The sequence below is a fragment of the Cupriavidus sp. CER-90 genome (assembly GCF_057652055.1).
Window position 1 is genome coordinate 867,546 of the sequence record NZ_JBYGYM010000002.1, and the last position, 25,141, is coordinate 892,686.

Genomic DNA, 25,141 nt, shown 5'->3' on the forward strand with positions numbered 1-25,141 from the left:
AGACAGTCCCGCCGGCGAAACAGTATTGCTTAGCTCGTCACCCAAGACAACGGGTTTTTCCCCTAACTGGTGCCATTTCGGGCAGCGTTTCGCGGCAATGCGCCAAAATGAGACACAACTGCCAACGTCCGATTGCAAGTTTCCGGAAGCGGCGTCAATAGAAAAACGGCGACCGGAACAAGTCCGGTCGCCGTTTCTCAGTGAATCAGGATAAGGGCCAGATTTGCTGCGTTGCAGCAGCCCTGGCGTCCCGTTCCTTGACCCGCCTGCATCAGGGATACAGACCGCGCATTTCGCGCGCCTGCAGGATCCGCGAGCAGGCGACGATGAACGCGGCCGTACGCAGCGTGACCTTGTTGTCCTGGGCAACCTGCCAGATCGCCCGGAAGGCTTCTTGCATGATTCGTACCAGGCGTTCGTTGATTTCCTCTTCGGTCCAGAAGAAGCTCGAGAAGTCCTGCACCCATTCGAAGTAGGACACCGTCACGCCGCCGGCGTTGGCGATCACGTCCGGGCAGACCAGAATATTGCGCTCGCGCAAGATGTCGTCGGCCTGCGGGGTGGTCGGGCCGTTGGCGCCCTCGATCACCAGCTTCGCCGTGATCTTCGGCGCGTTCTCGGCCGTGATCTGGCCTTCCAGCGCGGCCGGGATCAGGATGTCGCAGTCCACTTCCCAGAACTGGTCGCCCTTGATGACTTCGGCGCGATAACCCTCGATCGTGCCGCTGTGCGAGGCGTATTCCATCATCGCCGGCACGTCCAGGCCAGCCGGGTCGAACAGCGTCGTGCGGTGATCCTGCACCGCCACCACCTTGGCGCCGGCCTCATGGAACAGCTTGGCGGCCACGGCGCCCACGTTGCCGAAGCCCTGCACGGCCACGCGCGCCCCCTTGACGTCCATGCCCAGGTTGCGGGCAGCCTCGGAACCGACCACGAACACGCCACGGCCGGTGGCCTCGTGACGGCCCAGCGAACCGCCCAGCGAGATCGGCTTGCCGGTCACCACGCCGGTGGCCGTGCTGCCCGAATTCATCGAGTAGGTATCCATCATCCAGGCCATGACCTGGGCGTTGGTGTTCACGTCCGGCGCCGGAATATCCTTGGTCGGGCCGATGATGAGGTTGATCTCGCTGGTGTAGCGGCGCGTCAGGCGTTCCAGCTCGCCGTGCGACAGCGTGCGCGGGTCCACGCGGATGCCGCCCTTGGCGCCGCCGTACGGCACGTTCACGGCCGCGTTCTTCACCGACATCCACGCCGACAGCGCCATCACCTCGGACAGCGTCACGTCCTGGTGAAAGCGCACGCCGCCCTTGCCCGGGCCACGCGACAGGTTGTGCTGCACCCGATAGCCCTCGAAGTGGGCGATGGTGCCGTTGTCCAGTTCGATGGGTACGTCGACGATCAGCGCACGCTTCGGGCGCTTCAGGGTTTCCACCCAGCGTGCCAGCGAACCCAGGTAGGGCGTGACACGGTCGACTTGCTGCAGGTAGATGCCCCAGGGACCGAGATTGTCGGCGTTCAGGTACGAAGGCAGGGCGTGAGCATTGGAGACGTTTTGCGTCGGTGCTGCGGAAGACATCGTTGGTTTCCGAGTGAAGGTGACACGGAGCATATCGGCGCCCCCTTCCCCGAATCCAATGCCGTTTGCTCATCCACCACATGACGGTTATGCAAGACTTGCATAACGTTGGCGTGATGCCTCGGCCCTTGTCAGGCGGTCGTTGACGGGGCAACCAGGGTCGCCCACACCTTGTCCACCAGCTGGCGCTTGCGCCGAAGCTGGCTGCCGCGCCGTTCGCCGCCTTCGGCCGGACGCTCGCGGTAGAGCCGGATTTCCATGTCAATCGATTGGGGCAGGCCGCGCGCGGCTTCGGCCCGCACCAGGCGGCCGGCGGCGACGTCCTCGCGCACCGTGCTTTCTGGCAGAAATGCCATGCCGTGGCCCGCCAGCGCCATGACCTTGAGCGCCTCGGCCATATCGGTTTCGTAGCATTTGTCGAGCTTGAGCGAATCGGTGGATTCCGCCAGCAGCATGTCCACCATGCGGCCCAGGAACGCATTGGGCGTGTAACTGAGGAACGGCACCGGCTTCTTGTCGGTGCCAGGCAGCCGAAACAGCGGGCGGCCCGTGGCGTCGGGCACGCTGTACGGCGACAGCCGTTCCGTACCCAGTACCAGCATGTCGTAGTGCGCCGGATCGAGCTGGATGGCCTGACGCGGATGGTGGTACACCATGACAAGGTCGCAGCCGCCTTCCACCAGCATCAGCACCGCATCGTGGACGTTCAGCGCGCGCAGGCGGCATGGCAGCGTGCCCAGCTTGCGCTCCACGCCTTTGAGCCATTCCGGGAAGAACGTCAGCGACAGCGTGTGGGGCACCGCGAATTCCAGCACCTGCGCGTTGGCCGACCGCTGGCCGCGCATCAGTGCACGCGTTTCGCTGACCTGCGCCAGCATTGCCAGCGCCTGTTCGTAGAACACCTTGCCGGCCTCGGTCAGACTGGTGGGATAGCTCGACCGGTCGATCAGCTCGGTGCCCACCCAGGCCTCGAGCGACTGGATACGCCGCGAGAACGCCGGTTGCGTGACATGCCGCAGTTCCGCCGAGCGCGAGAAGCTGTGCGTCTCGGCCAGGCTGACGAAGTCTTCAAGCCATTTGATTTCCATGGCGCGGATTATCGCCTGATGGAGCAACGCCGGCGCAGTCCGCAAAAACATTCTCCAAAGTTGTGATTTATTGGAATGCAATTACAATGCAGGACAACTTGGGACGACATTTCGCATGCTGGTGCTCCGGACGCGCTTTTAAGATGAACGCTATCGCACATATCGCCCATCAAGAAGAACGCGCCCGCCATGGAAGCCGCCGCATCCCCCATCCGCTCCACGCCGTCCCCGCCGTCCCCGTTTTCCTCGCTGGCCTCCGGCATGGAAGCCACGCTCGCGCAGAACGCCCGCATGGTCGCCGCGCACGTGGCGGCCAGCCTGCCCGACGCGGACACGCTGCTGGCCAGCCTGCCGCCCGGGGCGCTCGAAGGCAGCCCCGACAACTACACGCGCCATCTGGTCTACGCCGATCCCTACGAGCGTTTTTCGGTGATGGTGCTGGTCTGGCGCCCGGGCCAGCACAGCCCGGTGCACGGCCATCGCACCTGGTGCGCATACCGGGTGCTGCGCGGCACGCTGTCCGAACGGCATTACCGCTGGAATTGCGAGAATCGCACGGCCAGCCAGACCGGCGCCGCGACGCGCGAGGCAGGCGACACGTTCAGCGTGCCAGCCGGCCTGCAGCATATCCACGCGCTGGGCAACGACAGCCACGCGGTGGCCGTGTCACTGCACATCTACGGCGTGGACCCGGACCGCATTGCCACCGGCGTGAACCTGCTGGTAGATACCATCGTCAGCTGACATCCGCCCCGGCAGGGTGGCCCGCGGCTGGCGCCCACCCACCTTACCGGACCTGACAACGATGGACCGCTATGACCGCCAGATCCTGGGCATCCTCCAGGAAGATGCCTCCGTACCCGTTGCCGACATCGGCGAACGCGTCGGCCTGACCTCCACGCCCTGCTGGCGCCGCGTACAGAAGCTGGAAGAGTCCGGCGTGATCCGCAAGCGCGTGGCGCTGCTCGATGCCGCCCGGCTCAATGTGGGCGTGACCGTCTTTGTCTCGATCCGCACCAGCCAGCACAACGTGAAATGGCTGAAGACCTTCCACGACCTCGTGGCATCGATTCCGGAAGTCACCGAGTTCTACCGCATGGCGGGCGACACCGACTACCTGCTGCGCGTGGTGGTGCCCGATATCGCCGCCTATGACGCCGTGTACAAGAAGCTGATCCAGGGCGTGGAACTGGCCGATGTCAGTTCCAGCTTCGCGATGGAGCAGATCAAGTACACGACGGCGCTGCCGCTGGACTACGCGTAGCGCCTGGGGACTACTTCGGCGAATGCACGACATCGACACCGAGCCGGAACGTGCCGATCTTCGGCTGCTTCGGCAGATCGGTGCCGATGGCGTCGATGACCAGACGCATGCCCGGCTTGGTCCGGTATCGTCCGCCGGGCTGCAGCCCGGGATTGTCGGCCGGGTCGTACCAGACGATCAGCGTGCCGCGACCGGCATGCCCGCCGACGGCCTCCAGCGGGCCCAGGGTGCCTTCCTGCCCCGAGCCGCTGACATTGCGCTGCGCACGCAGCCATAGCGGATAGACGCGGTTTCCATAGACGTCGCCTTCCATGCTGGCCAGCACCTTCAGCGCGGTATAGCCGTCCCGCGGGACCGCGACGACCTGCTTGCGCTGGGTGCCCCTGGCGACGAACTGGACGCGCGAGCCTTGCCACGGCGCCTCGGCGGTGTAGGTGAAGACCGTCGGCTGCGCAGCCGCGCTGGCGGCGACCACGTTCAGGTCGTCAAGCGTGTTGTCGCCGATCTTGTACCACCGCCGGTCATCGGCGCCAGGCCGTTGCCCGGCTTCGGCGTGGGCGTCATTGGCCCAGATGTACCTGCCGTAGGTCACGCAGCTTCCCAGCGGATACTCGCTCTTCTGCTGCCACCGCTCGATCGCGCTGCAATCGCCGGGGCGTTCTGGCGAATCTGCCATGGCATTCGCCGCAGATGACAGCAGCAACACCAGCGCCGCGGACGAAGCCGCCGCTCGCCGGCAAATCTGGCTTTTTCTTGGCATGGTCGAACCTTGAGTTTTTGGTTGATGGACGGCCAGGGCACGTTGCCCCGACGTCCACAACTCTAGGTATCGGCCCACGCGTCAACAATCGCCATCCGTCCAAAGATGGCGGTGTCTTGCTGCCGTCCCGGCCCAGCGGGACGGCGCGCCGCGATCAGCCCCGATGCGCCCAGCCTGTCATCCGCTTTTCCAGCACGGCGAACAGCTCGTACATGACCATCGCCATCACGGCGATCACCACCAGCCCGGCAAACGCCAGGGGCATCTTCATCGCCGATCCGGCCGACACCAGCAGGTAGCCGATCCCTTCGTTGGCCGCGTTCATTTCCGACACCGTGGTGCCCACGAACGCCAGCGTGATGGCGACCTTGAGCGACGCAAAGAAGAACGGCAGCGCGCGCGGCAGGCCCACCTTGATGAGCACGTCGCGCCGCTTGGCGCCCAGCACACGTAGTACATCCTCCAATTCCGGTTCCAGCGTGGCCAGCCCCGTGGCGATGTTGACCATGATCGGAAAGAACGAGATCAGGAACGCGGTCAGGATGGCCGGGCCGGCGCCCAGGCCGAACCACACCACCAGGATCGGCACGAAGGCCGCCTTGGGCAGCGCGTTGAATGCCGTCATCAGCGGGTACGTGGCCGCGTAGGCCAGCCGCGACGAGCCCATCAGCATGCCCAGCACCACGCCCACCACGATGGCCACGCCAAAGCCGACCATGGTGGTCCAGAACGTACGCCACGCGTGTCCGGCAATCACGCCGGCGTACTCGAACAGCGACGCCACGATCGAAGACGGGCTGGGCAGGATGAAGTCGGATACATCGAAGACCAGGCACGCGCCCTGCCACAACAGCAGGCAGGCGCCGAGCAGGACCCAGGGGGCGACGCGCTGTACGCGCTTCGCCTGGAGAGAGGACATCGTCGTCATGTTCAGGGCCGTCCCGCGTTGTCAGTGTGGTTGCCGGGCTTGTGGCCGATCTTCTCGCGTAGTTCGTGCACGCGTTCGGCAAACGGTTCGGTGTAGGTAATGTCCAGCGGGCGCGGACGCGGCAGGTCGATCTCGCGGCGCAGCACGATCCGTCCCGGGCGCGCGCTCATCACGTAGACGGTGTCGGCCAGGAACACGGCCTCGCGCAGGTCGTGGGTGACGAGGATCACGTTGAAGCGTTGCGCCTGCCAGAGGTCGCGCAGCACACACCAAAGTTCCTCGCGCGTGAACGCGTCGAGCGCGCCGAACGGCTCGTCCAGCAGCAGCATGCGCGGCTCGTGGATCAGCGCGCGGCAGATCGACGCACGCTGCTGCATGCCGCCCGACAGCTGCCATGGATACTTGTCCTCGTAGCCGGCCAGGCCCACCGTCTTCAGCAGCGCACGGGCGCGCTCCACATATTCGGCGCGCTTCTTGCGCATGGTCGACCGGTACGGCTCGACGATCTCCAGCGGCAGCATCACGTTGTCGAGCGTGGTGCGCCACGGCAGCAGCGTGGGGGCCTGGAAGGCCATCCCCACCTGCTTGAGCGGCCCCGTCACCTTGGCACCGTTGATGCTGACCGCGCCGCGCGTGGCCGGCCGCAGCCCCGTGGCCAGCTTCATGAACGTGGACTTGCCGCAGCCCGACGGCCCGACGATGGCGATGAATTCGCCTTCGCGCGCCTGCAGCGAGATATCCTCGACCGCGAACTCGCCGCGGCGGGCCAGTTCGTCGTCGTAGGCCAGCCAGACGCGATTGAAATCGACGAACGGCCGGGCCGGTTTGTCCGCCTCCGGCTTGTCGCCGGCCGGCGTGCCCAAGGCGGGCATCAGGGCTTCGCGCGCCATCATCGCAATACGTCCAGTTCGGCGGCCGAAGGCAGGTAGGCGTCGGTCCACAGCGCATCGGGATTGATGCGGCCCTTGGTGCCGAACGCGTCGGCCACCTGCGAAGCCATCAGCGACAGCCGCGGCTTGCTGACGCGGCCGAAGCCTTCGGCCTTGGCGTCGGGCGACTTCACCACGCTGTCCAGCGCGATCTTCAGACGGCGGAGTTCCAGCTTCTCGTCGATGATCCCGTCGCGCGCCTTGACGGCCTTGACACCGTCTTCGGGCCGCGCGATCACGTCCTTCGCCGATTTCGCAAACGCGCGCAGGAAGGCCTTGACGGCCTCGGGGTTGCTCTTCAGGAACTGTTCGGACGCGATGACCGCGTTGCCGTAGAGCTTCACGCCGTACTGCGGGTACGGCAGCACCACGATGTCCTCGTCCTTCACGCCGCGCGCGTTCAGGTTCAGGATCGACGTGAACGAGAAGCCGGTGATGGCGTCCAGATCGCCGCGCGCCAGCATGGTCTCGCGCAGCGTGGGGTCCATCGCCTGCCAGTTGAACGCCCCGGCCTGCAGGCCGTTGGCCTTGGCGAAGATCGGGAAGGCGCGGCGACCGGCGTCGAACACCGGGGCGCCAAGCTTCTTGCCGGCCAGGTCCTTCGGCGCCTTGATGCCGGACTTCTTCAGCGCCAGCACGGCGGCCGGCGTGTTGTTGTAGACCATCATCACGGCCACGGGGCGGTTCTTCGCGTCGGGGTTGTTGCCGTAGAACTCCATCACCGACGCCAGGTCGGCAAAGCCCATGTCGTACGTGCCCGAGGCCACGCGGTTGACCACGTTGCCCGACCCGTTGCCGGCATCGATGGCCACGTCGAGCTTCTCGGCCTTGTAGTAGCCCTTCTGTTCGCCCAGCAGGAACAGCGCCGACGGGCCTTCGAAGCGCCAGTCGAGCTGGAAGCGGATCTTCGTGGGGGCCTGCGCGTGCGCGGTGCCTGCGCAGAGTGTCGACAGCACCATCGTGGTGCCCAACGCGGTGCACAGCTTCAGCAGATGACGGCGCAAGGGGGATTGCGGCATGAACCTTCTCCAGTAGTTGATCTCTCTGGAGGGGGCTTTTCGCAAGGGACGTGCCAGCTTTTCACCGCCCCGTCATGCACCGGCGCAAGGCGTGCGCGCGGTGCATTGACGAACCATGATTGTGCGCGGGCCGCTGTCGGCGCGCGTTGCCGACAGCAATTGTCGACAATCGTCAGGCGTCCTGCGTGGCGTCGCCCACCTCGACGTCGCGCGCGTCGGCATCGGGCGAACCCTGCGCGGCGTTGCGCGCCTGGATCTGCCACATCTCGGCGTAGCGGCCGTTGGCACGCATCAGGTCGGCATGGGTGCCGCGCTCGACGATGCGGCCGTGGTCCATCACGAGGATCTGGTCGGCGTGGACCACGGTGGACAGCCGATGCGCGATCAGCAGCGTGGTGCGGTTCTGCGCCAGCCGCATCAGTTCGGCCTGGATGGCCTGCTCGGTGCGCGAGTCCAGTGCCGAGGTGGCCTCGTCGAACACCAGGATCGGCGGGTTCTTGAGCAGCGTGCGGGCGATGGCCACGCGCTGCTTCTCGCCGCCAGACAGCTTCAGGCCCCGCTCGCCCACCGGCGTGTCGTAGCCCTGCGGCAGTTCCCGGATGAAATGGTCGATCTGGGCAGCCTGGGCGGCGGCGATGACTTCCTCGCGCGTGGCCTCGGGCCGGCCATAGGCGATGTTGTAGTAGATGCTGTCGTTGAACAGCACCGTATCCTGCGGCACGATGCCGATCGACGCGCGCAGCGTGGATTGGCGTACGCGGCGAATGTCCTGGCCGTCCACCTCGATGTCGCCCTGCGTCACGTCGTAGAAGCGGAACAGCAGCCGGGCCAGCGTGGACTTGCCCGATCCGCTGTGGCCAACCACGGCCGTGGTGGTGCCGGCCGCGATCGTGAAATCCACGTCGTGCAGGATCACGCGATTCGATTCGTAGCCAAAGCCGACGTGGCGAAAGCGTACCTCGGCGCCGCTGACGCGCAGCGGCGGCGCGTCGGGGCTGTCGGCCACCTCCTGATGGGTGCCCAGCAGCACGAACATGCGGTCCATGTCGGTGGTGGCCTGCTTGATCTCGCGGTAGATCACCCCCAGGAAGTTGAGCGGGATGTACAGCTGGATCATCAGCGTGTTGACCAGCACCAGATCGCCCAGCGTGAGCTTGCCGGCCGCCACGCCTACCGTGGCGCGCCACAGGATCAGGATCAGGCCCGTGGCGATGATGGCCTGCTGGCCGAAGTTCAGGAACGACAGCGAGTTCTGCGAGCGGATGGCCGCGGTGCGATAGGTGCGCAGGTTCTCGTCGTAGCGGCGCGCCTCGTATTCCTCGTTGCCGAAGTACTTGACCGTCTCGAAGTTCAGCAGCGAGTCGATGGCCTTCTGGTTGGCGCGCGAATCCAGTTCGTTCATCTTGCGCCGGAAGTGCGTGCGCCACTCGGTCACGACGATCGTGAATGCGATGTAGCCCACCAGCGCGCACAGCGTGATGGCCGCGAACCAGATGTCGTAATGCAGGAAGAAGAAGCCGATGACCAGCGACATTTCCACCAGCGTCGGCAGGATGCTGTACAGCGAGTACGAAATCAGCGACTGGATGCCACGGGTGCCGCGCTCGATGTCGCGGCTCATGCCGCCGGTCTGCCGCTCCAGGTGGAACCGCAGCGACAGCGCGTGCAGGTGGCGGAAGACTTGCAGCGCGATCTCCCGGACCGCGCTTTGCGTCACCTTCGAAAAGAGGATTTCACGCAACTCCGTGAACAGTGAGCCCGACAGCCGCAGCACCCCGTAGGCGATGATCAGGCCCACCGGCACCACCAGCAGCGCCGTGGCGTCGCCCGGCTTGATGTCCATGGCGTCGACGAGCTTCTTCATCAGCACCGGCACACCCAGATTGGCCACCTTGGCGGCCACCAGGCAGGTCAGCGCCAGCATCACCCGCCACTTGTAGTGCCAGACGTAGGGCAGCAGGTTGCGGACGGTCTGCCAGTCGCTGCGGGGCGCACCGGCGCCCTTGAACAATGCATTGGCCGGCTCCGTGGGGGCGGGCTCGGCGGTCGTGGAATAGCGGCGCATACGTTAGAATTCGTGCCAATGCCGCGATTGTCGCAGAGATCGCCACGGCCGGCAGACCACCGTCCTGTTGCCTTATGAATTCCCCGTATTTCCCGCTCTCATCGGTCGCCGACATGTCCACATCCGCCCCCCTCTCCGAACTGCCAGCCGGCAAGAACCCGGCCCTGCGTGTCGTGCCGATGCCCGCCGACGCCAACGTGCACGGCGACGTGTTCGGCGGCTGGATCATGGCCCAGGTGGACATTGCCGGGTCGATCCCGGCGGTGGAGCGCGCCCAGGGCCGCGTGGCCACGGTGGCGGTGAACTCGTTCCTGTTCAAGCACCCGGTGTTCGTGGGCGACCTGGTCAGTTTCTACGCGGATATCGTCAAGACGGGCCGCACCTCGATCACGGTGTCCGTGGAGGTCTACGCGCAACGGATGCGCCACAGCCACGAGATCGTCAAGGTGACGGAAGCCACGCTGACGTACGTGGCCACCGACGAAAGCCGGCAACCGCGCGTGTTGCCGGCCTGATACGGCTGGTCTGACATCGGTTTCTGCCTGCCGGTCGTGGCATGCTGAACCGGAATTCCCTCTCGCCCGCCCTCTCCCGCGTGCGGGAGAGGGGTGCAAACCCAGGCAGCCGCCTCAGTCGAACTTCGAGAAATCCGGCTTGCGCTTTTCGAAGAACGCCGTGAACGCTTCCTTCGCTTCGGGTGCCACCAGCATGCGGCGGAACACCTCGCCCTCCTCGGCCATCTTCCTCTCGATGGTCACCACGTCATCCCCCTTCATCAGCCGCTTGGTCTCGCGCAGCGACGACGCCGGCAGCGCCGCCAGCTTCGCCGCCTGCTGGCGCACGTAGTCCGACAGCTCCGCCACGGGCAGCACCTTGGTCACCAGCCCGATCGCGAATGCTTCCTGCGCGCTGAATGCTTCGCCCAGCAGCAGCTTCTCGGCAGCCCGCTGGTAGCCCACCAGGCGCGGCAGCAGCAGGCTCGACGCCGCCTCGGGGCACAGGCCCAGTTGCGCGAACGGCAGCGACAGCTTGGCGGTGTCCGACGCGTAGACCAGATCGCAATGCAGCAGCAGCGTGGTGCCGATGCCCACCGCCGCGCCACTGACCGATGCCACCACGGGTTTGGTGGCATGGCTGATGGCGTGCAGGAACTGGAACACCGGCGGCTGGACGCCGTCGCTGCCCTGCGTCGGCGGACGCTTCATGAAATCCTCCAGGTCGTTGCCGGCCGTGAAGATCTCAGGCTTGCCCTCGATCACGATCACGCGCACGGCGTTATCGGATTCGGCGGCGCGCAACGCGTCGGCCATGGTCTGGTACATGGCGGCCGTAATGGCGTTCTTCTTGTCGATGCGATCGAAACCAATGGTCAGGATGCCCTGGTCGATGCGGGTGGCAATGCTCATGTCTTCCTCGTCTCGGTCGTGATGCAGACTGCCGCTCACACAAACGGTGGCGGCATGTCGGAAAGATAACTGAGGCCGAACGCGCCCGCGCCCACGTTGAGCGCGACGGTCAGGCTCATCGGCGCGAGCATCAGCTCCACGCCATACTTCGCGGCGGTCTCGGCCAGCGACTGCCATGCCGGCCACGATTCCACCTCGTCCAGATCGCCCGCATAGGCGGCGGCCACGGCGGGCGTCAGCAGGCACCTGGCCCGGATGCAGGCTTCCGCATGACCCAGCAGGCGGCGCACGCCGTCGTCGGCGCCGCGCACCTTGGCAATCGCCTCGGTCTCGCCCTGGTGCATGCGGATCACCGGGCGGATATTGAACGCGCTGCCCAGCATGTAGCGGCTCCAGGTGATGCTGTTCTCGCCCTTGTGCCTGGCGCGCGTGTACATGTACAGCAGTTCGTCGGGAATCAGGAACATGTGCGCGGCGTCGCGCAGACGGTTCTCCACGGCGTCCACCACTTCGGAAGCCGTGGCGCCATTGGCCAGCATGCGGGCCGCCTCGCGCACGATCAGCGCCTGGCCGGGGCCGATGGCGCCGGTATCGATCACGGTCAGGTCGAACAGTCCGCTGCGGCCGGCGTCCTTGCGCAGCTTGAAGCTGCGGGCAACCGTGCCCACCACGGCGCCCGTGGCATTCGCGTAGAGCTTGCTGCGGCTGCTGGCGATGGTCAGCAGGATGGCGCGGTCGCAGCCGGCCACGACGTTCTTCAGCAGATGGTCTTCCAGCTCGCGTTCGAGCAGCGGGATCGATTCGGCATAGTGGTCCTGCTTGCCGACCAGGTACTGGTGATAGAGGTCCGGCAGCGCGGCCTCGTCGCGCGTATCGACCACGAAGCGGTCGCCGGCGCGGATGCGGAACGGGATGGTGCGGACGCCCAGCGCGTCCATCATCGAACGCGGCATGTCGCATGCCGCGTCGGCCAGAATGGCGGTCTCCTGCATGTTGTTGTTCTCCTCCGGGTCAGTGCGTCAACGTGTTGGCATCTTCGTGTCCATACATTTCTTCATCTGATCGAAGGTTGGGACAGCCCTGCCCCGGGCTGTCCCTGCGGCGCGTTCAGACGCGCTCGAAGATTCCTGCGGCCCCCATGCCGGTGCCCACGCACATGGTGACCATGCCGTACTTCAGGTTGTGGCGACGCAGCGCATGCACCACGGTGGCCGAACGGATCGCACCGGTCGCGCCAAGCGGATGGCCCAGCGCAATGGCGCCGCCCATGCGGTTCACGCGGCCCGGATCGAGTTCCAGGTCGCGCATCACCGCCAGCGACTGCGCGGCGAACGCCTCGTTCAGCTCGATCCACTCGATCTGGTCCTGCGTCAGGCCACCGGCCTTCAGCGCGGCCGGAATCGCGGCCTTCGGGCCGATCCCCATGATCTCCGGCGGCACGCCGCGCACCGCGAACGATACGAAACGGGCCAGCGGCACCAGGTTGAACTGCTTGAGGATCTTTTCCGAGACCAGAATCAGCGCGCCGGCGCCATCCGACGTCTGCGAGCTGTTGCCGGCCGTCACGCTGCCCTTGTTGGCGAACACCGGGCGCAGCTTGGCCAGGCCTTCCACCGACGTGTCCGGGCGCGGACCTTCGTCCAGCGAGATAGTACGCGTCTTGACGCTGACCTGACCAGTGGCGAGGTCCGGAAACTTCTCGACTACCTCGATCGGGGTAATCTCGTCGTTGAATTCGCCAGCCTGCTGCGCGGCGATGGCCTTCTGGTGAGACGCCAGCGCGAACGCGTCCTGGTCTTCACGGCTCACCTGCCATTGCGTGGCCACCTTCTCGGCGGTCAGGCCCATGCCGTAGGCAATGCCGACGTTCTCGTCGCGCGCGAAGATCGACGGCGACATCGACGGCGAGTTGCCCATCATCGGCACCATGCTCATCGATTCCACGCCGGCGGCAATCATCACGTCCGATTCGCCCACGCGGATGCGGTCGGCCGCCATCGCCACGGCCGACAGGCCCGAGGCGCAGAAGCGGTTCACCGTAATGCCGCCCACCGTATTGGGCAGGCCGGACAGCAGCGCGCCGATGCGCGCCACGTTCAGGCCCTGCTGGGCTTCGGGAATGGCGCAGCCAACAATGGCGTCTTCGATCAGCGCCGGGTCCAGGCCCGGCACCTGGGCCACCGCGGCCTTCAGGATCGAGGCCAGCAGGTCGTCGGGGCGGGTGTTCTTGAACGCGCCCTTCGGGGCCTTGCCGATCGGCGAACGGGTAGCCGCAACGATGTAGGCGTCTTGCAGTTGTTTCATGATGTCGGTTCCTCGTTGGCGGATTAGTTGCGCACCGGCTTGCCCGTCTGCAGCATGCCCATGATGCGCTCCTGCGTCTTGCCGTTGCCCAGCAGGTCGATGAACGCCTTGCGTTCCAGCGCCAGCAGCCAGTCTTCGCTGACCAGCGAGCCCGCCTCCACGTCGCCGCCGCACACCACTTCGGCAATGCGCGACGCGATCAGGAAATCGTGCGCCGAGATGAAATTGCCATCGCGCATGTTGACGAGCGACGCCTGGATCGTGGCGATGCCCGAGCGGCCGGCCACCGGAATCAGCTGGCCCGGCAGCGGCGCGCGGTAGCCGGCATTGGCCAGCGCGCGCACTTCGCTCTGCGCCACGTACAGCAGTTCGTGCACGTTGTAGACGATGGTGTCGGTCGGCTGCACGTAGCCCATCTTCTGCGCATCGAGCGCCGACGTCGACACCTTGGCCATCGCCGCCGCCTGGAAGCGGCTGGTGACGAAGTTCAGGTAGTTCGTGCTGCCGGCGGCCTGCGCCGCCTTGGCCGCCGCAATCGCGGCTTCCTTCAGGCCGCCGCCGGCCGGCACCAGGCCCACGCCCACTTCGACCAGGCCCACGTAGCTTTCCATCGCCACCACGCGCCTGGCCGAATGCAGCATCAGCTCGCAGCCGCCGCCCAGCGCGATACCGGACACGGCCGGCACCACCGGCACCGCCGCGTACTTCACGCGCATCATCGTGTCCTGGAACTTCTTCACGAACGGCTCGATGCCCTTGGCGCCGCCCATCATGAAGGCCGGCATCGCGGCTTCCAGGTTGGCACCGGCCGAGAACGGACCGCCCGGCGCGCCCAGCTGCAGCGACGTCGGCTGCCAGACGACCAGGCCCTTGTACCCGGCTTCGGCCAGGTCCACGGCGCGCACGATGGTGTCGAGCACGTCCGGGCCAATCGTGTTCATCTTGCTCTTGAACGAGATGACCAGCACATCGTCGGCGCCTTCGCTGGTCCAGATGCGCGCACCGTCGTTCTCTTCGATGGTCTTGCCGGCGCGGCGCGGATCGGCCGCATCGGTGCCCTTGATGGCGGCACGGAACACCTGGCGCTCGTACACCGGCAGCGCGGCACGCTTGACGAAGCTGCTGGTCGCCGGCGACCACGAGCCCTGTGCCGTATGCACGCCGCCGTTGTCGGCCACCGGGCCTTGCAGCACCCAGGCCGGCAGCGGCACGTTGGCCAGCGCCTTGCCTGCGTCGATGTCTTCCTTGACCCACTGCGCCACCTGCGTCCAGCCGGCGGCCTGCCAGTCCTCGAACGGACCCGAGTTCCAGCCGAAGCCCCAGCGAATCGCCAGGTCGATGTCGGCGGCCGAACCGGCGATCTGCTCCAGATAGACGCCGATGTAGTGGAACACGTCGCGGAACACGGCCCACAGGAACTGCGCCTGCGGGTTGGTCGATTCGCGCAGCAGCCTGATGCGCTCGGCCGGGTCCTTCTTGAGCATGCGCACGACGATCTCGTCGGCCTTCTTGCCCGAATCCACGTACTGGCCGGTCTTGGCGTCCAGCACCTTGATGGCCTTGCCTTCCTTCTTGTAGAAGCCCGCGCCGGTCTTCTGGCCCAGCGCGCCGGCATCCACCAGGCCCTTGAGCACGGCCGGCGTCTTGTAGACGGCCGCGAACGGGTCGCCGGCCAGGCCGTCCTGCATGGTCTTGATCACGTGGGCCATCGTGTCCAGGCCCACCACGTCGGCGGTGCGGAACGTGGCGGACTTTGCGCGGCCCAGCTTGGTGCCGGTCAGGTCATCGACGATATCGAACGGAATGCCGTACTTTTCGGCTTCGGCAAACACGGCCAGGATCGAGAAGATCCCCACGCGGTTGGCGATGAAGTTTGGCGTGTCCTTGGCACGCACCACGCCCTTGCCGAGCGTGGTGGTCAGGAAGGCCTCCAGGCGGTCCAGGATCTCGGGCTTCGTGGTGGCGGTCGGGATCAGTTCCACCAGATGCATGTAGCGCGGCGGATTGAAGAAGTGCACGCCGCAGAAGCGTGCCTTCAGGTCGGTGTCGAAGCCGTCGGACAGCGACGTGATCGACAGGCCGGAGGTATTCGTCGCGAAGATCGCGTTCGGCGCCAGATGCGGCGCCACCTTCTTGTAGAGATCGTGCTTCCAGTCCATGCGTTCGGCGATCGCCTCGATCACCACGTCGCATTCCTTGAGCAGTTCCAGATCGTCCTCGTAGTTGGCCGCGCGGATCAGGCCCGCCTCGTCCTTGATGCCCAGCGGCGCCGGCGACAGCTTCTTGAGGTTTTCGATGGCACGCATGGCGATGCCGTTCTTGGGGCCTTCCTTGGCCGGCAGATCGAACAGCACCACGGGCACGCGGGCGTTGACCAGGTGGGCGGCAATCTGCGCCCCCATGACGCCGGCACCGAGCACGGCGACTTTCTTGACGATGAAATTGGACATGCGCGCTCCTAGAGTCGTGAGCGTTTGAGGAGAGATAAATATGCTGCGGGTGGACTCCCCTCTCCCGTTTCACGGGAAAGGGGAGACACCCCCGATCAGAACAGATCGGCGTCCAGCGCCATCAGCGTGGCCGAACCGGCGCGCGCCTTGCGGATTTCGGCGGCGGTTTCCGGCAGCAGCTTGGCAAAGTAGAAGCGCGCCGTCGCCAGCTTGCTGACGTAGAACTTGTCGCCGCTGTCCTGCTTCTCCAGCGCGATCTTGGCCATGCGGGCCCAGAAGTACGAGAACACCAGGTGGCCCACCACGCGCAGGTACGGCACGGCGGCGGCGCCCACCTCGTCGGGGTTGCCCATCGCCTTCATGCCGATTTCCATCGTGAGCTTCTGCACCTTGTCGCCGATGTCGGCCAGCGGGTTCACGAATTCCTGCATGGCTTCGTTGGTGCCCTCTTCCTCGACGAACTGCTGCACGATCTTGCCGAAGGCCTTCAGCTTGGCGCCCATGTCGCCCAGGATCTTGCGGCCCAGCAGGTCCAGCGACTGGATCGTGTTGGTGCCTTCGTAGATCATGTTGATGCGCGCGTCGCGCACGTACTGCTCCATGCCCCATTCGGCGATGTAGCCGTGGCCGCCGAACACCTGCATGCCCTCGTTGGTCGACGTGAACGCGTTGTCGGTCAGGAAGGCCTTGATCACCGGCGTCAGCAGCGCCACCAGATCGGCGGCTTCCTTGCGCACGGCCTCGTCGGGGTGCGACAGTTCGCGGTCGATCTGCAGCGCGGTCCAGTAGCTGAACGCGCGGCCGCCTTCGGCGTAGGCCTTCTGCGTGAGCAGCATGCGGCGCACGTCCGGATGCACGATGATCGGGTCGGCCGCCTTCTCGGGCGCCTTCGGGCCGGTCAGCGCGCGCATCTGCAGGCGGTCCTTGGCGTAGGCCAGCGAGTTCTGGTAGGCCACTTCGGTCAGGCCCAGGCCTTGCGCGCCCACGCCCAGGCGGGCCGCGTTCATCATCACGAACATGGCGTTGAGGCCCTTGTTGGCCTCGCCCACCAGCCAGCCGCGCGCGCCGTCCAGGTTCATCACGCAGGTGGCGTTGCCGTGGATGCCCATCTTGTGCTCGATCGATCCGCACTTGATGCCGTTGCGCTCGCCCGGGTTGCCGTTGGCGTCGGGGATGAACTTCGGCACGACGAACAGCGAGATGCCCTTGGTGCCTTGCGGAGCGTCCGGCAGGCGCGCCAGCACCAGGTGGATGATGTTCTCGGCCAGGTCGTGCTCGCCGGCCGAGATGAAGATCTTCGTGCCCGTGATGGCGTACGAGCCGTCGGCCTGCGGTTCGGCCTTCGAGCGCAGGATGCCCAGGTCGGTGCCGCAGTGCGGCTCGGTCAGGCACATCGTGCCCGTCCACACGCCCGACACCAGCTTGGGCAGGTAGGTCTGCTTCAGTTCCGGCGTGCCGTGCGCGTGCAGCGCCTCGTAGGCGCCATGCGACAGGCCCGGGTACATCGTCCATGCCTGGCCGGCCGAGTTCAGCATCTCGTACAGCGCGTTGTTGACCACGATCGGCAGGCCCTGGCCGCCGAATTCGGGGTCGCAGGCCAGCGCGGGCCAGCCGGCCTCGACATACTGCTGGTAGGCTTCCTTGAAGCCCTTGGGTGCGCGCACCACGCCGTCGCCGACGTAGGTGCAGCCTTCGCGGTCGCCGGGCTGGTTCAGCGGAAACACCACGTCCGCGCAGAACTTGCCGGCTTCTTCGATAACCTGGTTGATGGTGTCCGCGTCGATGTCCGCGTGTTGCGGCATCGCCTTGAGTTCGGCTTCTGCGCCGAGCAGTTCGTGGAGCACGAACTGCATGTCGCGCAACGGTGCGGTGTACTGGCCCATCAAAGACTCCTTGGAGGTTTGCTTAGTGCCGCCACACGCGCATGCCGCACGCCCTGGAGGGGACGCGTGCGACCGTTGCCCGGGGGCGGCTCAGGTACGGTAAGACTGAATCAGTTTGTTGAGCGCGACCATGGCAAGTTCGGCACTGTCCGGCAGGCGCAGAAATCGGGCGTCATGATGCAAGCCTAGTTCAAGGCTGTACATCTCGAACAGCATCAGGCGTGGATCGCAATCCGCGCGCAGGTGCCCCTCTTCCTTGGCCTGGTCGATGGCACGCAACAGCGCGGCCCGCCAGATCGTGACGCTCTTGACCAGCTCGTCACGCACCGGGCTTTCCGCGCGGTCGTCGTACTCGACCGCACCGCTGATGTAGATGCAACCCGTGGTCACTTCCTGGATGCGCTTTTCCATCCAGCGCCGCACCATCGACCACAGGCGAGGCAGACCGCGCGGCTCCTGCAGCGAGGGGTAGAACACCTCCTGCTCGAACCGCCGGTGATACTCGCGCACCACTTCCACCTGCAGGTCTTCGCGCGAACCGAAATGCGCGAACACGCCGCTCTTGCTCATCTGCATGCGTTCCGCGAGCAGGCCGATGGTCAGCCCTTCCAGCCCGTCGCGGGACGACAGTTCCAGTGCGGCATCGAGAATCGCCACGCGCGTCATCTCACCCTTTCGCAAGGGCGTGGGCGCGGCGGCGGATTCAAGACGAACTGACTGGTGTCGCATGGTTTTCTCTCCGTTCTCTGCAGCATCCCGCGGATGCTGTTTCCTGGCTTGACGCTGCTTTCGGCAGGCGCCGCGACAGCAAACCGCCATCGCAAATGCACGAAGTCTAAGCCAAAAAAGAACGGTCGTTCAGATTATTCTGGCGAGGCCGACTGGCATCAAGTATTTAATTAGACCCGTGTTTCTAAACACGCGGCCCCGATGGGGCCGGCCCCGGCGTCCGTTCGGCGCATTGCAGCAACGGCTTAAAAACCGCGTCCAATCGCGGCCCGTGCGCAACCGGGTATGGCAGCCCTGCGGCAAGGCACCATGTTACCGTGTGGCGCCGCGTCGGCGTCTCTTCGGCGTCTCCTCGGCGCCTCAGTAGCGCCCCGTCACCCCCGCGATGACGACGCCGAGACGCAACACGTAGTAGGCCGCCCAATTGGCAAAGCGCCGCAAACGCGGCAGCCTGGCATGCACCTCGGGCATCACACGCGCGCTGCGCTGGACCATGGCGCGCTCGAGCCGGAGCCGCAGCGTATTGGCGAATGCGGCGTCATAGACCGCCACATTCGCCTCGCGTGCCAGCAGCAGGCTGAACGGGTCCATGTTGCTCGACCCCACCGTGGCCCAGGTATCGTCCACCACCGCCACCTTGGCGTGCAGGAAGCTTTCCTCGTACTCGTAGATCTCGACGCCGGCCTCCAGCAGCCGCGCATAGAGCGCGTGGGTGGCGTAGTGCTGGAGCCGGTATTCGACCATGCCCTGCAGCAGCAGCCGCACCCGCACGCCGCGCTCGCGGCAGGCCAGCAGCGCGCGCCGCATCTTGTGGCCGGGCAGGAAGTAGGCGTTGGCCAGGATGACATCGCGGCGCGCCGAGCCCAGCGCGTACAGGTATTCGCGTTCGATGGTGCGGCGATTGCGCAGGTTGTCGCGCAGCAGCAAGGCGGCCGGCACCCCATCAGGCTGGACGTCGCTGCGCGCCTGCCGCGCGCCGCGCGTCAGCGCCTCCACTTCGGCAAACGCGTTCGCGGTTTCACGCAGGCCGCGCCGTTGTGCAATGCGGAACCAGAGCCGGGCCGATGCCAGCGCAATCTGCGCCACCAGCGGACCGCGCACGCGCACCGCGAAGTCGTAGCGCGGCCCCAGTTCCGGCAGGTCGATCGGCCCGTGGTTATGGTCGTCGATGATATTGATGCCGCCGACGAACGCCACCTTGCCGTCGATCACGGCGATCTTGCGATGGAGCCGCCGCAGGTGGCGCCGCGCAAACTTGAATCCGCGCAGCGGCCGGTAGATTTCCACATTGACGCCGCCGGCACGCAGGCGATCCAGCAGCGCGGCGGGCATGTCGCCGGCGCCAAACCCGTCCACCACCAGCCTCACATCGACGCCCCGCCGGGCGGCGGCGATCAGCGCATCGCCCACGCGCGCGCCCACGGCATCGTCGGCGTAGATATAGGTCTCCACCACCACGTGCCCCTGCGCCGCATCGATGGCGGCGATCAGCGCCGGAAAGAACTCCTGGCCGTTACGGAGGAGATCGACGAGATTGCCCGGCACCGGGCTGCCGCGGCGGCGCACCCAGCGCATCAGCCGGGCCCTGGCATGGGCCCCGGCGCTGCGCAACTCGTGGACGGGCCCGCTCGGGCCAGGCCCGGGCGTCGGCGGCGCGGCGGCGTCCACTGGCGCCGGGCGCCCATCGGGTACCTGGGTCACCTCGGGGGTCCGTGGCAATTCGGGTTCGGCGCGATCGTAAATCCGTGACATGGCTCGATTATCGGGCAACGGGCGGCTCCTGCACATGGCCCGGCCGAACTCTGCTATTGTCAGGCCATTGTGACGCCCAACAGGGAAAGCATTGTGAAGGTATTCGGTATCGCCGGTTCTTCGGGCAGCGGCAAGACGACGCTGCTGGACCAGTTGATCCCCCGCTTCGTGGCCGGCGGCCTGCGCGTCGCCGGCATCAAGCACACGCACCACGGTTTCGATCCGGACACGCCTGGCAAGGATTCGTGGCGCATGCGCCAAGGGGGCTGCGAGAACGTCGTGCTGGTGGGCGCCCGCCACCTGACGCTGATGCGCCACTACCCGGAAGACAAGCCGTCTCCGGAAATCGGCGAAGCCCTGGCTGTGCTGCCGCCCGACACCGACCTGGTCATGGTCGAGGGCTACAAATGGAGCGATTTCCCCAAGCTGGAAATCTATCGTCCGGCCAACGGCAAGGCGCCGCTCTGGACCGACGTGCCGGGCGTGGTGGCGGTGGCCACCGATGCGGTGGAACAGGTAGCCGGGCAGACGACGCTGCCGGTGATCGACCTGGCCGACGCGGACGCCATCTACCGCTGGATCCGCGACTACCTGGCATCGCACTGACGCCAGATTCCGGGGGTGTACCGGCCCCTGCGCTGTCTTGCCGCCTTACGCTTCCGGGATCGCCACGCGATGCGCCAGCTCGGCCATCAGCGGCACGTGATCCGATCGCTGCGCCCACTCACGGCCAGTCAGCGCCTGCGTGCGTTCGATATCGAAGCCGCGCACGTAGATGCGGTCGAGCTGCCACCACGGCATATGGCTCGGAAAGGTATGAATGCGTCCGTTCTTGGCGTGGGCCGATTCCACGGCATTCAGCGTGTTGCAGATGCGAGTATCGAGCTTGTGGTTCCAGTCGTTGAAGTCGCCCGCGATCACCAGCGGCGCGTGGTCGGGCACCACGGATCGCACCCGGTCCACCAGCGCACTGGCCTGCCGCACCCGGCTGCGCGCGAACAGCCCGAAATGCACGCAGATCAGATGCGCCTCCACGCCGTGGATGTCCGCCACGGCGTGCAGCAGCCCGCGCTGTTCGAAGCGATGATCCGAAATATCAAGATTTTCCGACATCAGGATCGGATGCCGCGACAGGATCGCGTTGCCGTGGTGCCCGTGCTCGTATACGGCGTTGCGCCCGTAGACCGAATGTGGATAGGCGTCGGTGGCCAGGTAGTTAAGCTGGGTGTGATCGGGGTCGAACAGTTCGGCGGCGATCAGGCGGTCATTGCGATCCTGCACTTCCTGCAGGAACACGATATCGGCGTCCATCGACTGCAGGCCGGTGCGCACGCTCTGGATGCGCGGCTTGCCCGAAAACCCCTTCACGCCCTTGTGGATGTTGTAGGTCACGACGCGCAGTTTCATCGCGCCTCTCCACGTACGGCCCCGGCTTCCACGCCCTGCGCCCCGGCCATGCGCCAGGCCAGCTGGCGCACCGCCTCCGCATTGCTGCTGGAAAAACAGCGTTCGGCGGCTGCCTGCCATGGCAGCCACTCGAACCGCAGGTGTTCACGGGGCGCCAGCGTCACCGGCAGCGGCTCCGGTACACACAGGCCGAACCAGTGCTCGGTATTGCGGGTGACGCCGGGCGCATAGCGATGACGCCACTGGGGGTAGATTTCGTAGTCGATCGTATGCCGCCAGTCGGTCAACTGGTAGTGGCTGGCCACGATGCCGGTTTCCTCGGCAACTTCGCGGGCGGCGGTCGCCATCAGCGGCTCGTCGTCGGCATCGAGGCTGCCCGTCACCGATTGCCAGAAGCCTGGCCGGTCGGCACGCTCGATCAACAGGACTTGCAGGTCTGGCGTATGAATGACGACCAGTACCGATTCGGGGATCTTGTAGCGCATGGGGCGGTGAAAGCAACAGAACCCAAGCATAGCGCAGCGGCGCCCCCTTCGGCGTCATCCGCTGTCTGAATACCGCGATGTGGAATCACGCGACGGTCTGCTCGCCCGCCGCCCGCGGCGTCAGGTAGTGTCCGCCCGGGACAGGACTGGCCACGCCGTCCGGCCCCGTGCCGGGCATGCTGCCCAGCCAGGTATCGAAGACCTCGGGCGAATCGCCGTGCCCCCAGGCGGCGCGCAGTTGCTGCATCAGCGGCGCCAGCGCCTGGGTATAACGCTGCGAGGCCACATGGGCATGTTCGGCCAGCGCATCGGTGCTTTCACGCACCTGGGCGGCCAGATCCGCACGCTCCTGGCCGATTTCCTTCTCGCGCATGCCGAGCTGGTTGTATTTCTGGATCAGGAACCGCTGGTAATCCCCCGCCTCCACGCCTTGCGCGGCCTGGGCGTTGACCTGTTCGAAGCGCAGCACGATGCTGGCCGTTTCCTGCTCGACATGGGCGGCCTCGGCGTTCACCTGCTGCAAGGCTTCCTGCAGGCGGAGCGCCTCGCGCCGATGGGTCTGCAGACGCGTCGCTTCGTCGTCAAACGTGCGCTGGGCGGTCAGGTAGGCCTGCACCACGGGTTGCGGCGCCACCACGAGCAGCGGGTCTGCCCCCCCGGCACGCCGGCCCGACAGCAACGCGTCCTCGGCCAGCCGCAGGTTGCCGACATCCTCCAGCCAGCGGCCGCGGGCCATCACGGTTGCCACGGTGTCCAGCGCCAGCTTGCGCAGCGCGTCGGCACGCTGCGCGGCCACGGGGCCCTCGCCCTGCACGGGCTGGGCGTAGTCGGCGAGCGGCTGCGCGCTCTGCACGGCATGCGCGATATCGGGCACGCAGGCCGCCACGGTGGTCGCCACCGATTCCGACATGGCCTGGGCCGACTTGCGCACTGCGCGGCGCAGCTCGAAGCGCGCCAGCAGCATCATGAGCAGCCCGGCCACCAGCCAGGTCAGGATGGTTTCCGCATGGGCCAGCACGAAGGCCCGGATCGTTTCCGTATCGAGTTGCAGCATCTGGTGTTGTCCTCCCACGTCACGACCGGCCTTTCGGGTGGGCCGGCTTCGCGCGCATCAGGCAGAAAGACATCATGCAGGGTGGCTTCGTTCCGGGTGGTAACAAATGGAAACGCATCCTTGCGCCGAAAACAAAAAAGCCGCGCGGGTGCGCGGCTTTCGTACCGGAACCGGAATAATCCGGTCGCGGGTCGGGCGATCAGGCAGTCGTCTTCGGCTCTTGCGCGCGCAGACGGATATGCAGTTCGCGCAGTTGCTTCTCGTCGACCGAGCTCGGGGCCTGCGTCAGCAGATCCTGGGCGCGTTGCGTCTTCGGGAAGGCGATCACGTCGCGGATCGAATCGGCACCGGCCATCATCGTCACGATACGGTCCAGGCCGAAGGCCAGGCCGCCGTGCGGCGGCGCACCATATTGCAGCGCGTCGAGCAGGTAGCCGAACTTGGCACGGGCCTCCTCGTCACCGATCTTCAGCGCGCGGAACACCTTGCTCTGCACGTCCTCGCGGTAGATACGGACCGAGCCGCCGCCCATTTCCCAGCCGTTCAGCACCATGTCGTAGGCCTTGGCGATGCACTTGCCGGGGTCGGTTTCCAGGTACTGCAGATGCTCGTCCTTGGGGCTCGTGAACGGATGGTGCATGGCCACCCAGCGGGCATCTTCCTCGTCGTACTCGAACATCGGGAAGTCGATCACCCACAGCGGCTTCCAGGTGTCCTCGAACAGGCCGGTGCTCTTGCCGAATTCCGAATGGCCGATCTTCAGGCGCAGCGCGCCGATGGCGTCGTTGACCACCTTGGCCTTGTCGGCCCCGAAGAAGATGATGTCGCCGTCCTTGGCTTCGGTGCGCTTCAGGATTTCGGCAATCGACGCGTCGTGCAGGTTCTTCACGATCGGCGACTGCAGGCCGTCACGGCCCTTGGCCACTTCGTTGACCTTGATCCACGCCAGGCCCTTGGCGCCGTAGATCGCCACGAACTGGGTGTAGGCATCGATCTCGCCGCGCGAGATGGCGCTGCCGCCCGGCACGCGCAGGCCCACCACACGACCGTTGTCGCTGTTGGCCGGGCCCGAGAACACCTTGAAATCGACGTCCTTCATGACGTCGGTCAACTCGGTGAATTCCAGCTTGACGCGCAGGTCGGGCTTGTCCGAGCCAAAGCGGGCCATGGCTTCGCGGAATTCCATCACCGGGAACTTGGAGACCAGGTCCACGTCGATGGCGTTCTTGAACACGGTGCGCATCATGTCCTCGAACAGGTCACGGATCTCCTGTTCGGTCAGGAACGACGTTTCGCAGTCGATCTGGGTGAATTCGGGCTGGCGGTCGGCGCGCAGGTCCTCGTCACGGAAGCACTTGGTTATCTGGTAGTAGCGGTCGAAGCCCGAGACCATCAGCATCTGCTTGAAGATCTGCGGCGACTGCGGCAGCGCGAAGAAGTGGCCCGGGTTCACGCGCGACGGCACCAGGTAGTCGCGGGCGCCTTCGGGCGTGCTCTTGCCCAGCATCGGGGTCTCGATGTCGATGAATCCCTGTGCGTCCAGGTACTTGCGCACTTCCATGGCCACCTTGTAGCGCAGGCGCAGGTTGTATTGCATCTGCGGACGGCGCAGGTCCAGCACGCGGTGCGTGAGGCGCGTGGTTTCCGACAGGTTGTCGTCGTCCAGCTGGAACGGCGGCGTGACCGACGGGTTCAGCACGGTCAGCTCGTGGCACAGCACCTCGATCTTGCCCGAGGTCAGGTTGCTGTTCTCGGTACCGGCCGGACGCGGGCGCACCTTGCCGACCACGCGGATGCAGAATTCGTTGCGGATCTCTTCCGCGGCCTTGAACATCTCCGGACGGTCCGGATCGCACACCACCTGCACCAGGCCTTCACGGTCACGCAGATCGACGAAGATCACGCCGCCATGGTCGCGACGGCGCTGCACCCAGCCCGTCAGGGCCACTTCCTGGCCGGTCAGTTGTTCGGTCACCAGACCGCAGTAATGTGTACGCATGGAAGACATAGGAGAAAGTCCCTGTAATGCACGGCCGCCG

General features: G+C 66.0%; 22 protein-coding genes. 4 read left to right on the forward strand and 18 right to left on the reverse strand.

Annotated features, from left to right (window positions below; genetic code table 11):
- Positions 1–271 precede the first annotated feature (271 nt).
- Positions 272–1,579: a Glu/Leu/Phe/Val family dehydrogenase gene (locus tag AC24R4_RS14515; protein ID WP_066739501.1), complete on the reverse strand. Its 1,308-nt coding sequence runs from the start codon at positions 1,577–1,579 to the stop codon at positions 272–274.
- 131 nt (positions 1,580–1,710) lie between these two features.
- Complete coding sequence (locus tag AC24R4_RS14520; protein ID WP_400394323.1) at positions 1,711–2,667, reverse strand: LysR family transcriptional regulator; 957 nt, start codon at positions 2,665–2,667, stop codon at positions 1,711–1,713.
- Between the two features lie 189 nt (positions 2,668–2,856).
- On the opposite strand from AC24R4_RS14520, the gene AC24R4_RS14525 reads away from it, so the two are divergent.
- The gene (locus tag AC24R4_RS14525) at positions 2,857–3,411 is read left to right on the forward strand and encodes a cysteine dioxygenase family protein (protein WP_400394321.1); all 555 of its coding nucleotides are present in this window, start codon (positions 2,857–2,859) and stop codon (positions 3,409–3,411) included.
- Between the two features lie 61 nt (positions 3,412–3,472).
- Positions 3,473–3,931, forward strand: a complete 459-nt coding sequence (locus tag AC24R4_RS14530; protein ID WP_092595370.1) for an Lrp/AsnC family transcriptional regulator — start codon at positions 3,473–3,475, stop codon at positions 3,929–3,931.
- A gap of 10 nt (positions 3,932–3,941) precedes the next feature.
- On the opposite strand, the gene AC24R4_RS14535 is transcribed toward AC24R4_RS14530, so the two are convergent.
- From AC24R4_RS14535 to AC24R4_RS14555, 5 genes are all read right to left on the reverse strand, one after another.
- Complete coding sequence (locus tag AC24R4_RS14535) at positions 3,942–4,607, reverse strand: hypothetical protein (protein ID WP_487523301.1); 666 nt, start codon at positions 4,605–4,607, stop codon at positions 3,942–3,944.
- A 238-nt stretch (positions 4,608–4,845) separates the two neighbouring features.
- On the reverse strand, positions 4,846–5,619 hold the full coding sequence (locus AC24R4_RS14540; protein WP_153946543.1) for an ABC transporter permease: 774 nt from the start codon (positions 5,617–5,619) through the stop codon (positions 4,846–4,848).
- Between the two features lie 2 nt (positions 5,620–5,621).
- A complete protein-coding gene (locus tag AC24R4_RS14545; RefSeq protein WP_487523302.1) occupies positions 5,622–6,491 on the reverse strand; it encodes an ABC transporter ATP-binding protein in 870 nt (289 codons plus the stop codon).
- 17 nt (positions 6,492–6,508) lie between these two features.
- Complete coding sequence (locus tag AC24R4_RS14550; protein WP_400391051.1) at positions 6,509–7,567, reverse strand: ABC transporter substrate-binding protein; 1,059 nt, start codon at positions 7,565–7,567, stop codon at positions 6,509–6,511.
- 172 nt (positions 7,568–7,739) lie between these two features.
- Complete coding sequence (locus AC24R4_RS14555; protein ID WP_400391048.1) at positions 7,740–9,632, reverse strand: ABCB family ABC transporter ATP-binding protein/permease; 1,893 nt, start codon at positions 9,630–9,632, stop codon at positions 7,740–7,742.
- Between the two features lie 113 nt (positions 9,633–9,745).
- Here AC24R4_RS14555 and AC24R4_RS14560 point away from each other — a divergent pair, with 113 nt between their 5' ends.
- Positions 9,746–10,147 carry an acyl-CoA thioesterase gene (locus AC24R4_RS14560; RefSeq protein WP_101680068.1) on the forward strand — a complete coding sequence of 134 codons (402 nt, stop codon included), beginning with the start codon at positions 9,746–9,748 and terminating at the stop codon, positions 10,145–10,147.
- A 114-nt stretch (positions 10,148–10,261) separates the two neighbouring features.
- Here AC24R4_RS14560 and AC24R4_RS14565 read toward each other — a convergent pair whose 3' ends face one another.
- The 7 genes from AC24R4_RS14565 to clsB all read right to left on the reverse strand — a co-directional run bounded on the left by AC24R4_RS14565 (position 10,262) and on the right by clsB (position 20,192).
- A complete protein-coding gene (locus tag AC24R4_RS14565; RefSeq protein WP_400391045.1) occupies positions 10,262–11,038 on the reverse strand; it encodes an enoyl-CoA hydratase in 777 nt (258 codons plus the stop codon).
- Positions 11,039–11,073: 35 nt separating this feature from the next.
- Complete coding sequence (locus tag AC24R4_RS14570) at positions 11,074–12,030, reverse strand: DegV family protein (protein ID WP_400391042.1); 957 nt, start codon at positions 12,028–12,030, stop codon at positions 11,074–11,076.
- A 115-nt stretch (positions 12,031–12,145) separates the two neighbouring features.
- Positions 12,146–13,345: an acetyl-CoA C-acyltransferase gene (locus AC24R4_RS14575; RefSeq protein ID WP_400391060.1), complete on the reverse strand. Its 1,200-nt coding sequence runs from the start codon at positions 13,343–13,345 to the stop codon at positions 12,146–12,148.
- 20 nt (positions 13,346–13,365) lie between these two features.
- Positions 13,366–15,792 (reverse strand): 3-hydroxyacyl-CoA dehydrogenase NAD-binding domain-containing protein, encoded by a 2,427-nt coding sequence (locus AC24R4_RS14580; RefSeq protein ID WP_400391039.1) that lies wholly within the window; start codon positions 15,790–15,792, stop codon positions 13,366–13,368.
- 95 nt (positions 15,793–15,887) lie between these two features.
- On the reverse strand, positions 15,888–17,675 hold the full coding sequence (locus tag AC24R4_RS14585) for an acyl-CoA dehydrogenase C-terminal domain-containing protein (RefSeq protein WP_400391036.1): 1,788 nt from the start codon (positions 17,673–17,675) through the stop codon (positions 15,888–15,890).
- 90 nt (positions 17,676–17,765) lie between these two features.
- On the reverse strand, positions 17,766–18,356 hold the full coding sequence (locus tag AC24R4_RS14590; RefSeq protein WP_092595388.1) for a TetR/AcrR family transcriptional regulator: 591 nt from the start codon (positions 18,354–18,356) through the stop codon (positions 17,766–17,768).
- A 408-nt stretch (positions 18,357–18,764) separates the two neighbouring features.
- On the reverse strand, positions 18,765–20,192 hold the full coding sequence (gene clsB / locus AC24R4_RS14595) for a cardiolipin synthase ClsB (RefSeq protein ID WP_400391033.1): 1,428 nt from the start codon (positions 20,190–20,192) through the stop codon (positions 18,765–18,767).
- 57 nt (positions 20,193–20,249) lie between these two features.
- Here clsB and mobB point away from each other — a divergent pair, with 57 nt between their 5' ends.
- Positions 20,250–20,762 carry a molybdopterin-guanine dinucleotide biosynthesis protein B gene (mobB, locus tag AC24R4_RS14600; protein ID WP_400391030.1) on the forward strand — a complete coding sequence of 171 codons (513 nt, stop codon included), beginning with the start codon at positions 20,250–20,252 and terminating at the stop codon, positions 20,760–20,762.
- A 45-nt stretch (positions 20,763–20,807) separates the two neighbouring features.
- On the opposite strand, the gene AC24R4_RS14605 is transcribed toward mobB, so the two are convergent.
- The 4 genes from AC24R4_RS14605 to aspS form a co-directional block, all read right to left on the reverse strand.
- The gene (locus tag AC24R4_RS14605) at positions 20,808–21,563 is read right to left on the reverse strand and encodes an endonuclease/exonuclease/phosphatase family protein (protein WP_153946533.1); all 756 of its coding nucleotides are present in this window, start codon (positions 21,561–21,563) and stop codon (positions 20,808–20,810) included.
- Positions 21,560–22,048 carry a dihydroneopterin triphosphate diphosphatase gene (gene nudB / locus AC24R4_RS14610; RefSeq protein ID WP_400391027.1) on the reverse strand — a complete coding sequence of 163 codons (489 nt, stop codon included), beginning with the start codon at positions 22,046–22,048 and terminating at the stop codon, positions 21,560–21,562. Before nudB ends, AC24R4_RS14605 begins: the two co-directional genes overlap by 4 nt.
- 85 nt (positions 22,049–22,133) lie before the next feature.
- Positions 22,134–23,102: a hypothetical protein gene (locus AC24R4_RS14615; protein ID WP_400391024.1), complete on the reverse strand. Its 969-nt coding sequence runs from the start codon at positions 23,100–23,102 to the stop codon at positions 22,134–22,136.
- Between the two features lie 199 nt (positions 23,103–23,301).
- A complete protein-coding gene (aspS, locus tag AC24R4_RS14620; protein ID WP_092595400.1) occupies positions 23,302–25,110 on the reverse strand; it encodes an aspartate--tRNA ligase in 1,809 nt (602 codons plus the stop codon).
- Between the last annotated feature and the right edge of the window lie 31 nt (positions 25,111–25,141).

Excerpts from the sequence above, each read along its gene's own strand:
- AC24R4_RS14515 (WP_066739501.1), bottom strand. The coding sequence starts at position 1,579 with ATGTCTTCCGCAGCACCGACGCAAAACGTCTCCAATGCTCACGCCCTG.
- AC24R4_RS14520 (WP_400394323.1), bottom strand. The coding sequence starts at position 2,667 with ATGGAAATCAAATGGCTTGAAGACTTCGTCAGCCTGGCCGAGACGCAC.
- AC24R4_RS14525 (WP_400394321.1), top strand. The coding sequence starts at position 2,857 with ATGGAAGCCGCCGCATCCCCCATCCGCTCCACGCCGTCCCCGCCGTCC.
- AC24R4_RS14530 (WP_092595370.1), top strand. The coding sequence starts at position 3,473 with ATGGACCGCTATGACCGCCAGATCCTGGGCATCCTCCAGGAAGATGCC.
- AC24R4_RS14535 (WP_487523301.1), bottom strand. The coding sequence starts at position 4,607 with ATGGCAGATTCGCCAGAACGCCCCGGCGATTGCAGCGCGATCGAGCGG.
- AC24R4_RS14540 (WP_153946543.1), bottom strand. The coding sequence starts at position 5,619 with ATGACGACGATGTCCTCTCTCCAGGCGAAGCGCGTACAGCGCGTCGCC.
- AC24R4_RS14545 (WP_487523302.1), bottom strand. The coding sequence starts at position 6,491 with ATGCCCGCCTTGGGCACGCCGGCCGGCGACAAGCCGGAGGCGGACAAA.
- AC24R4_RS14550 (WP_400391051.1), bottom strand. The coding sequence starts at position 7,567 with ATGCCGCAATCCCCCTTGCGCCGTCATCTGCTGAAGCTGTGCACCGCG.
- AC24R4_RS14555 (WP_400391048.1), bottom strand. The coding sequence starts at position 9,632 with ATGCGCCGCTATTCCACGACCGCCGAGCCCGCCCCCACGGAGCCGGCC.
- AC24R4_RS14560 (WP_101680068.1), top strand. The coding sequence starts at position 9,746 with ATGTCCACATCCGCCCCCCTCTCCGAACTGCCAGCCGGCAAGAACCCG.
- AC24R4_RS14565 (WP_400391045.1), bottom strand. The coding sequence starts at position 11,038 with ATGAGCATTGCCACCCGCATCGACCAGGGCATCCTGACCATTGGTTTC.
- AC24R4_RS14570 (WP_400391042.1), bottom strand. The coding sequence starts at position 12,030 with ATGCAGGAGACCGCCATTCTGGCCGACGCGGCATGCGACATGCCGCGT.
- AC24R4_RS14580 (WP_400391039.1), bottom strand. The coding sequence starts at position 15,792 with ATGTCCAATTTCATCGTCAAGAAAGTCGCCGTGCTCGGTGCCGGCGTC.
- AC24R4_RS14585 (WP_400391036.1), bottom strand. The coding sequence starts at position 17,675 with ATGGGCCAGTACACCGCACCGTTGCGCGACATGCAGTTCGTGCTCCAC.
- clsB (WP_400391033.1), bottom strand. The coding sequence starts at position 20,192 with ATGTGCAGGAGCCGCCCGTTGCCCGATAATCGAGCCATGTCACGGATT.
- AC24R4_RS14605 (WP_153946533.1), bottom strand. The coding sequence starts at position 21,563 with ATGAAACTGCGCGTCGTGACCTACAACATCCACAAGGGCGTGAAGGGG.
- nudB (WP_400391027.1), bottom strand. The coding sequence starts at position 22,048 with ATGCGCTACAAGATCCCCGAATCGGTACTGGTCGTCATTCATACGCCA.
- AC24R4_RS14615 (WP_400391024.1), bottom strand. The coding sequence starts at position 23,102 with ATGCTGCAACTCGATACGGAAACGATCCGGGCCTTCGTGCTGGCCCAT.
- aspS (WP_092595400.1), bottom strand. The coding sequence starts at position 25,110 with ATGTCTTCCATGCGTACACATTACTGCGGTCTGGTGACCGAACAACTG.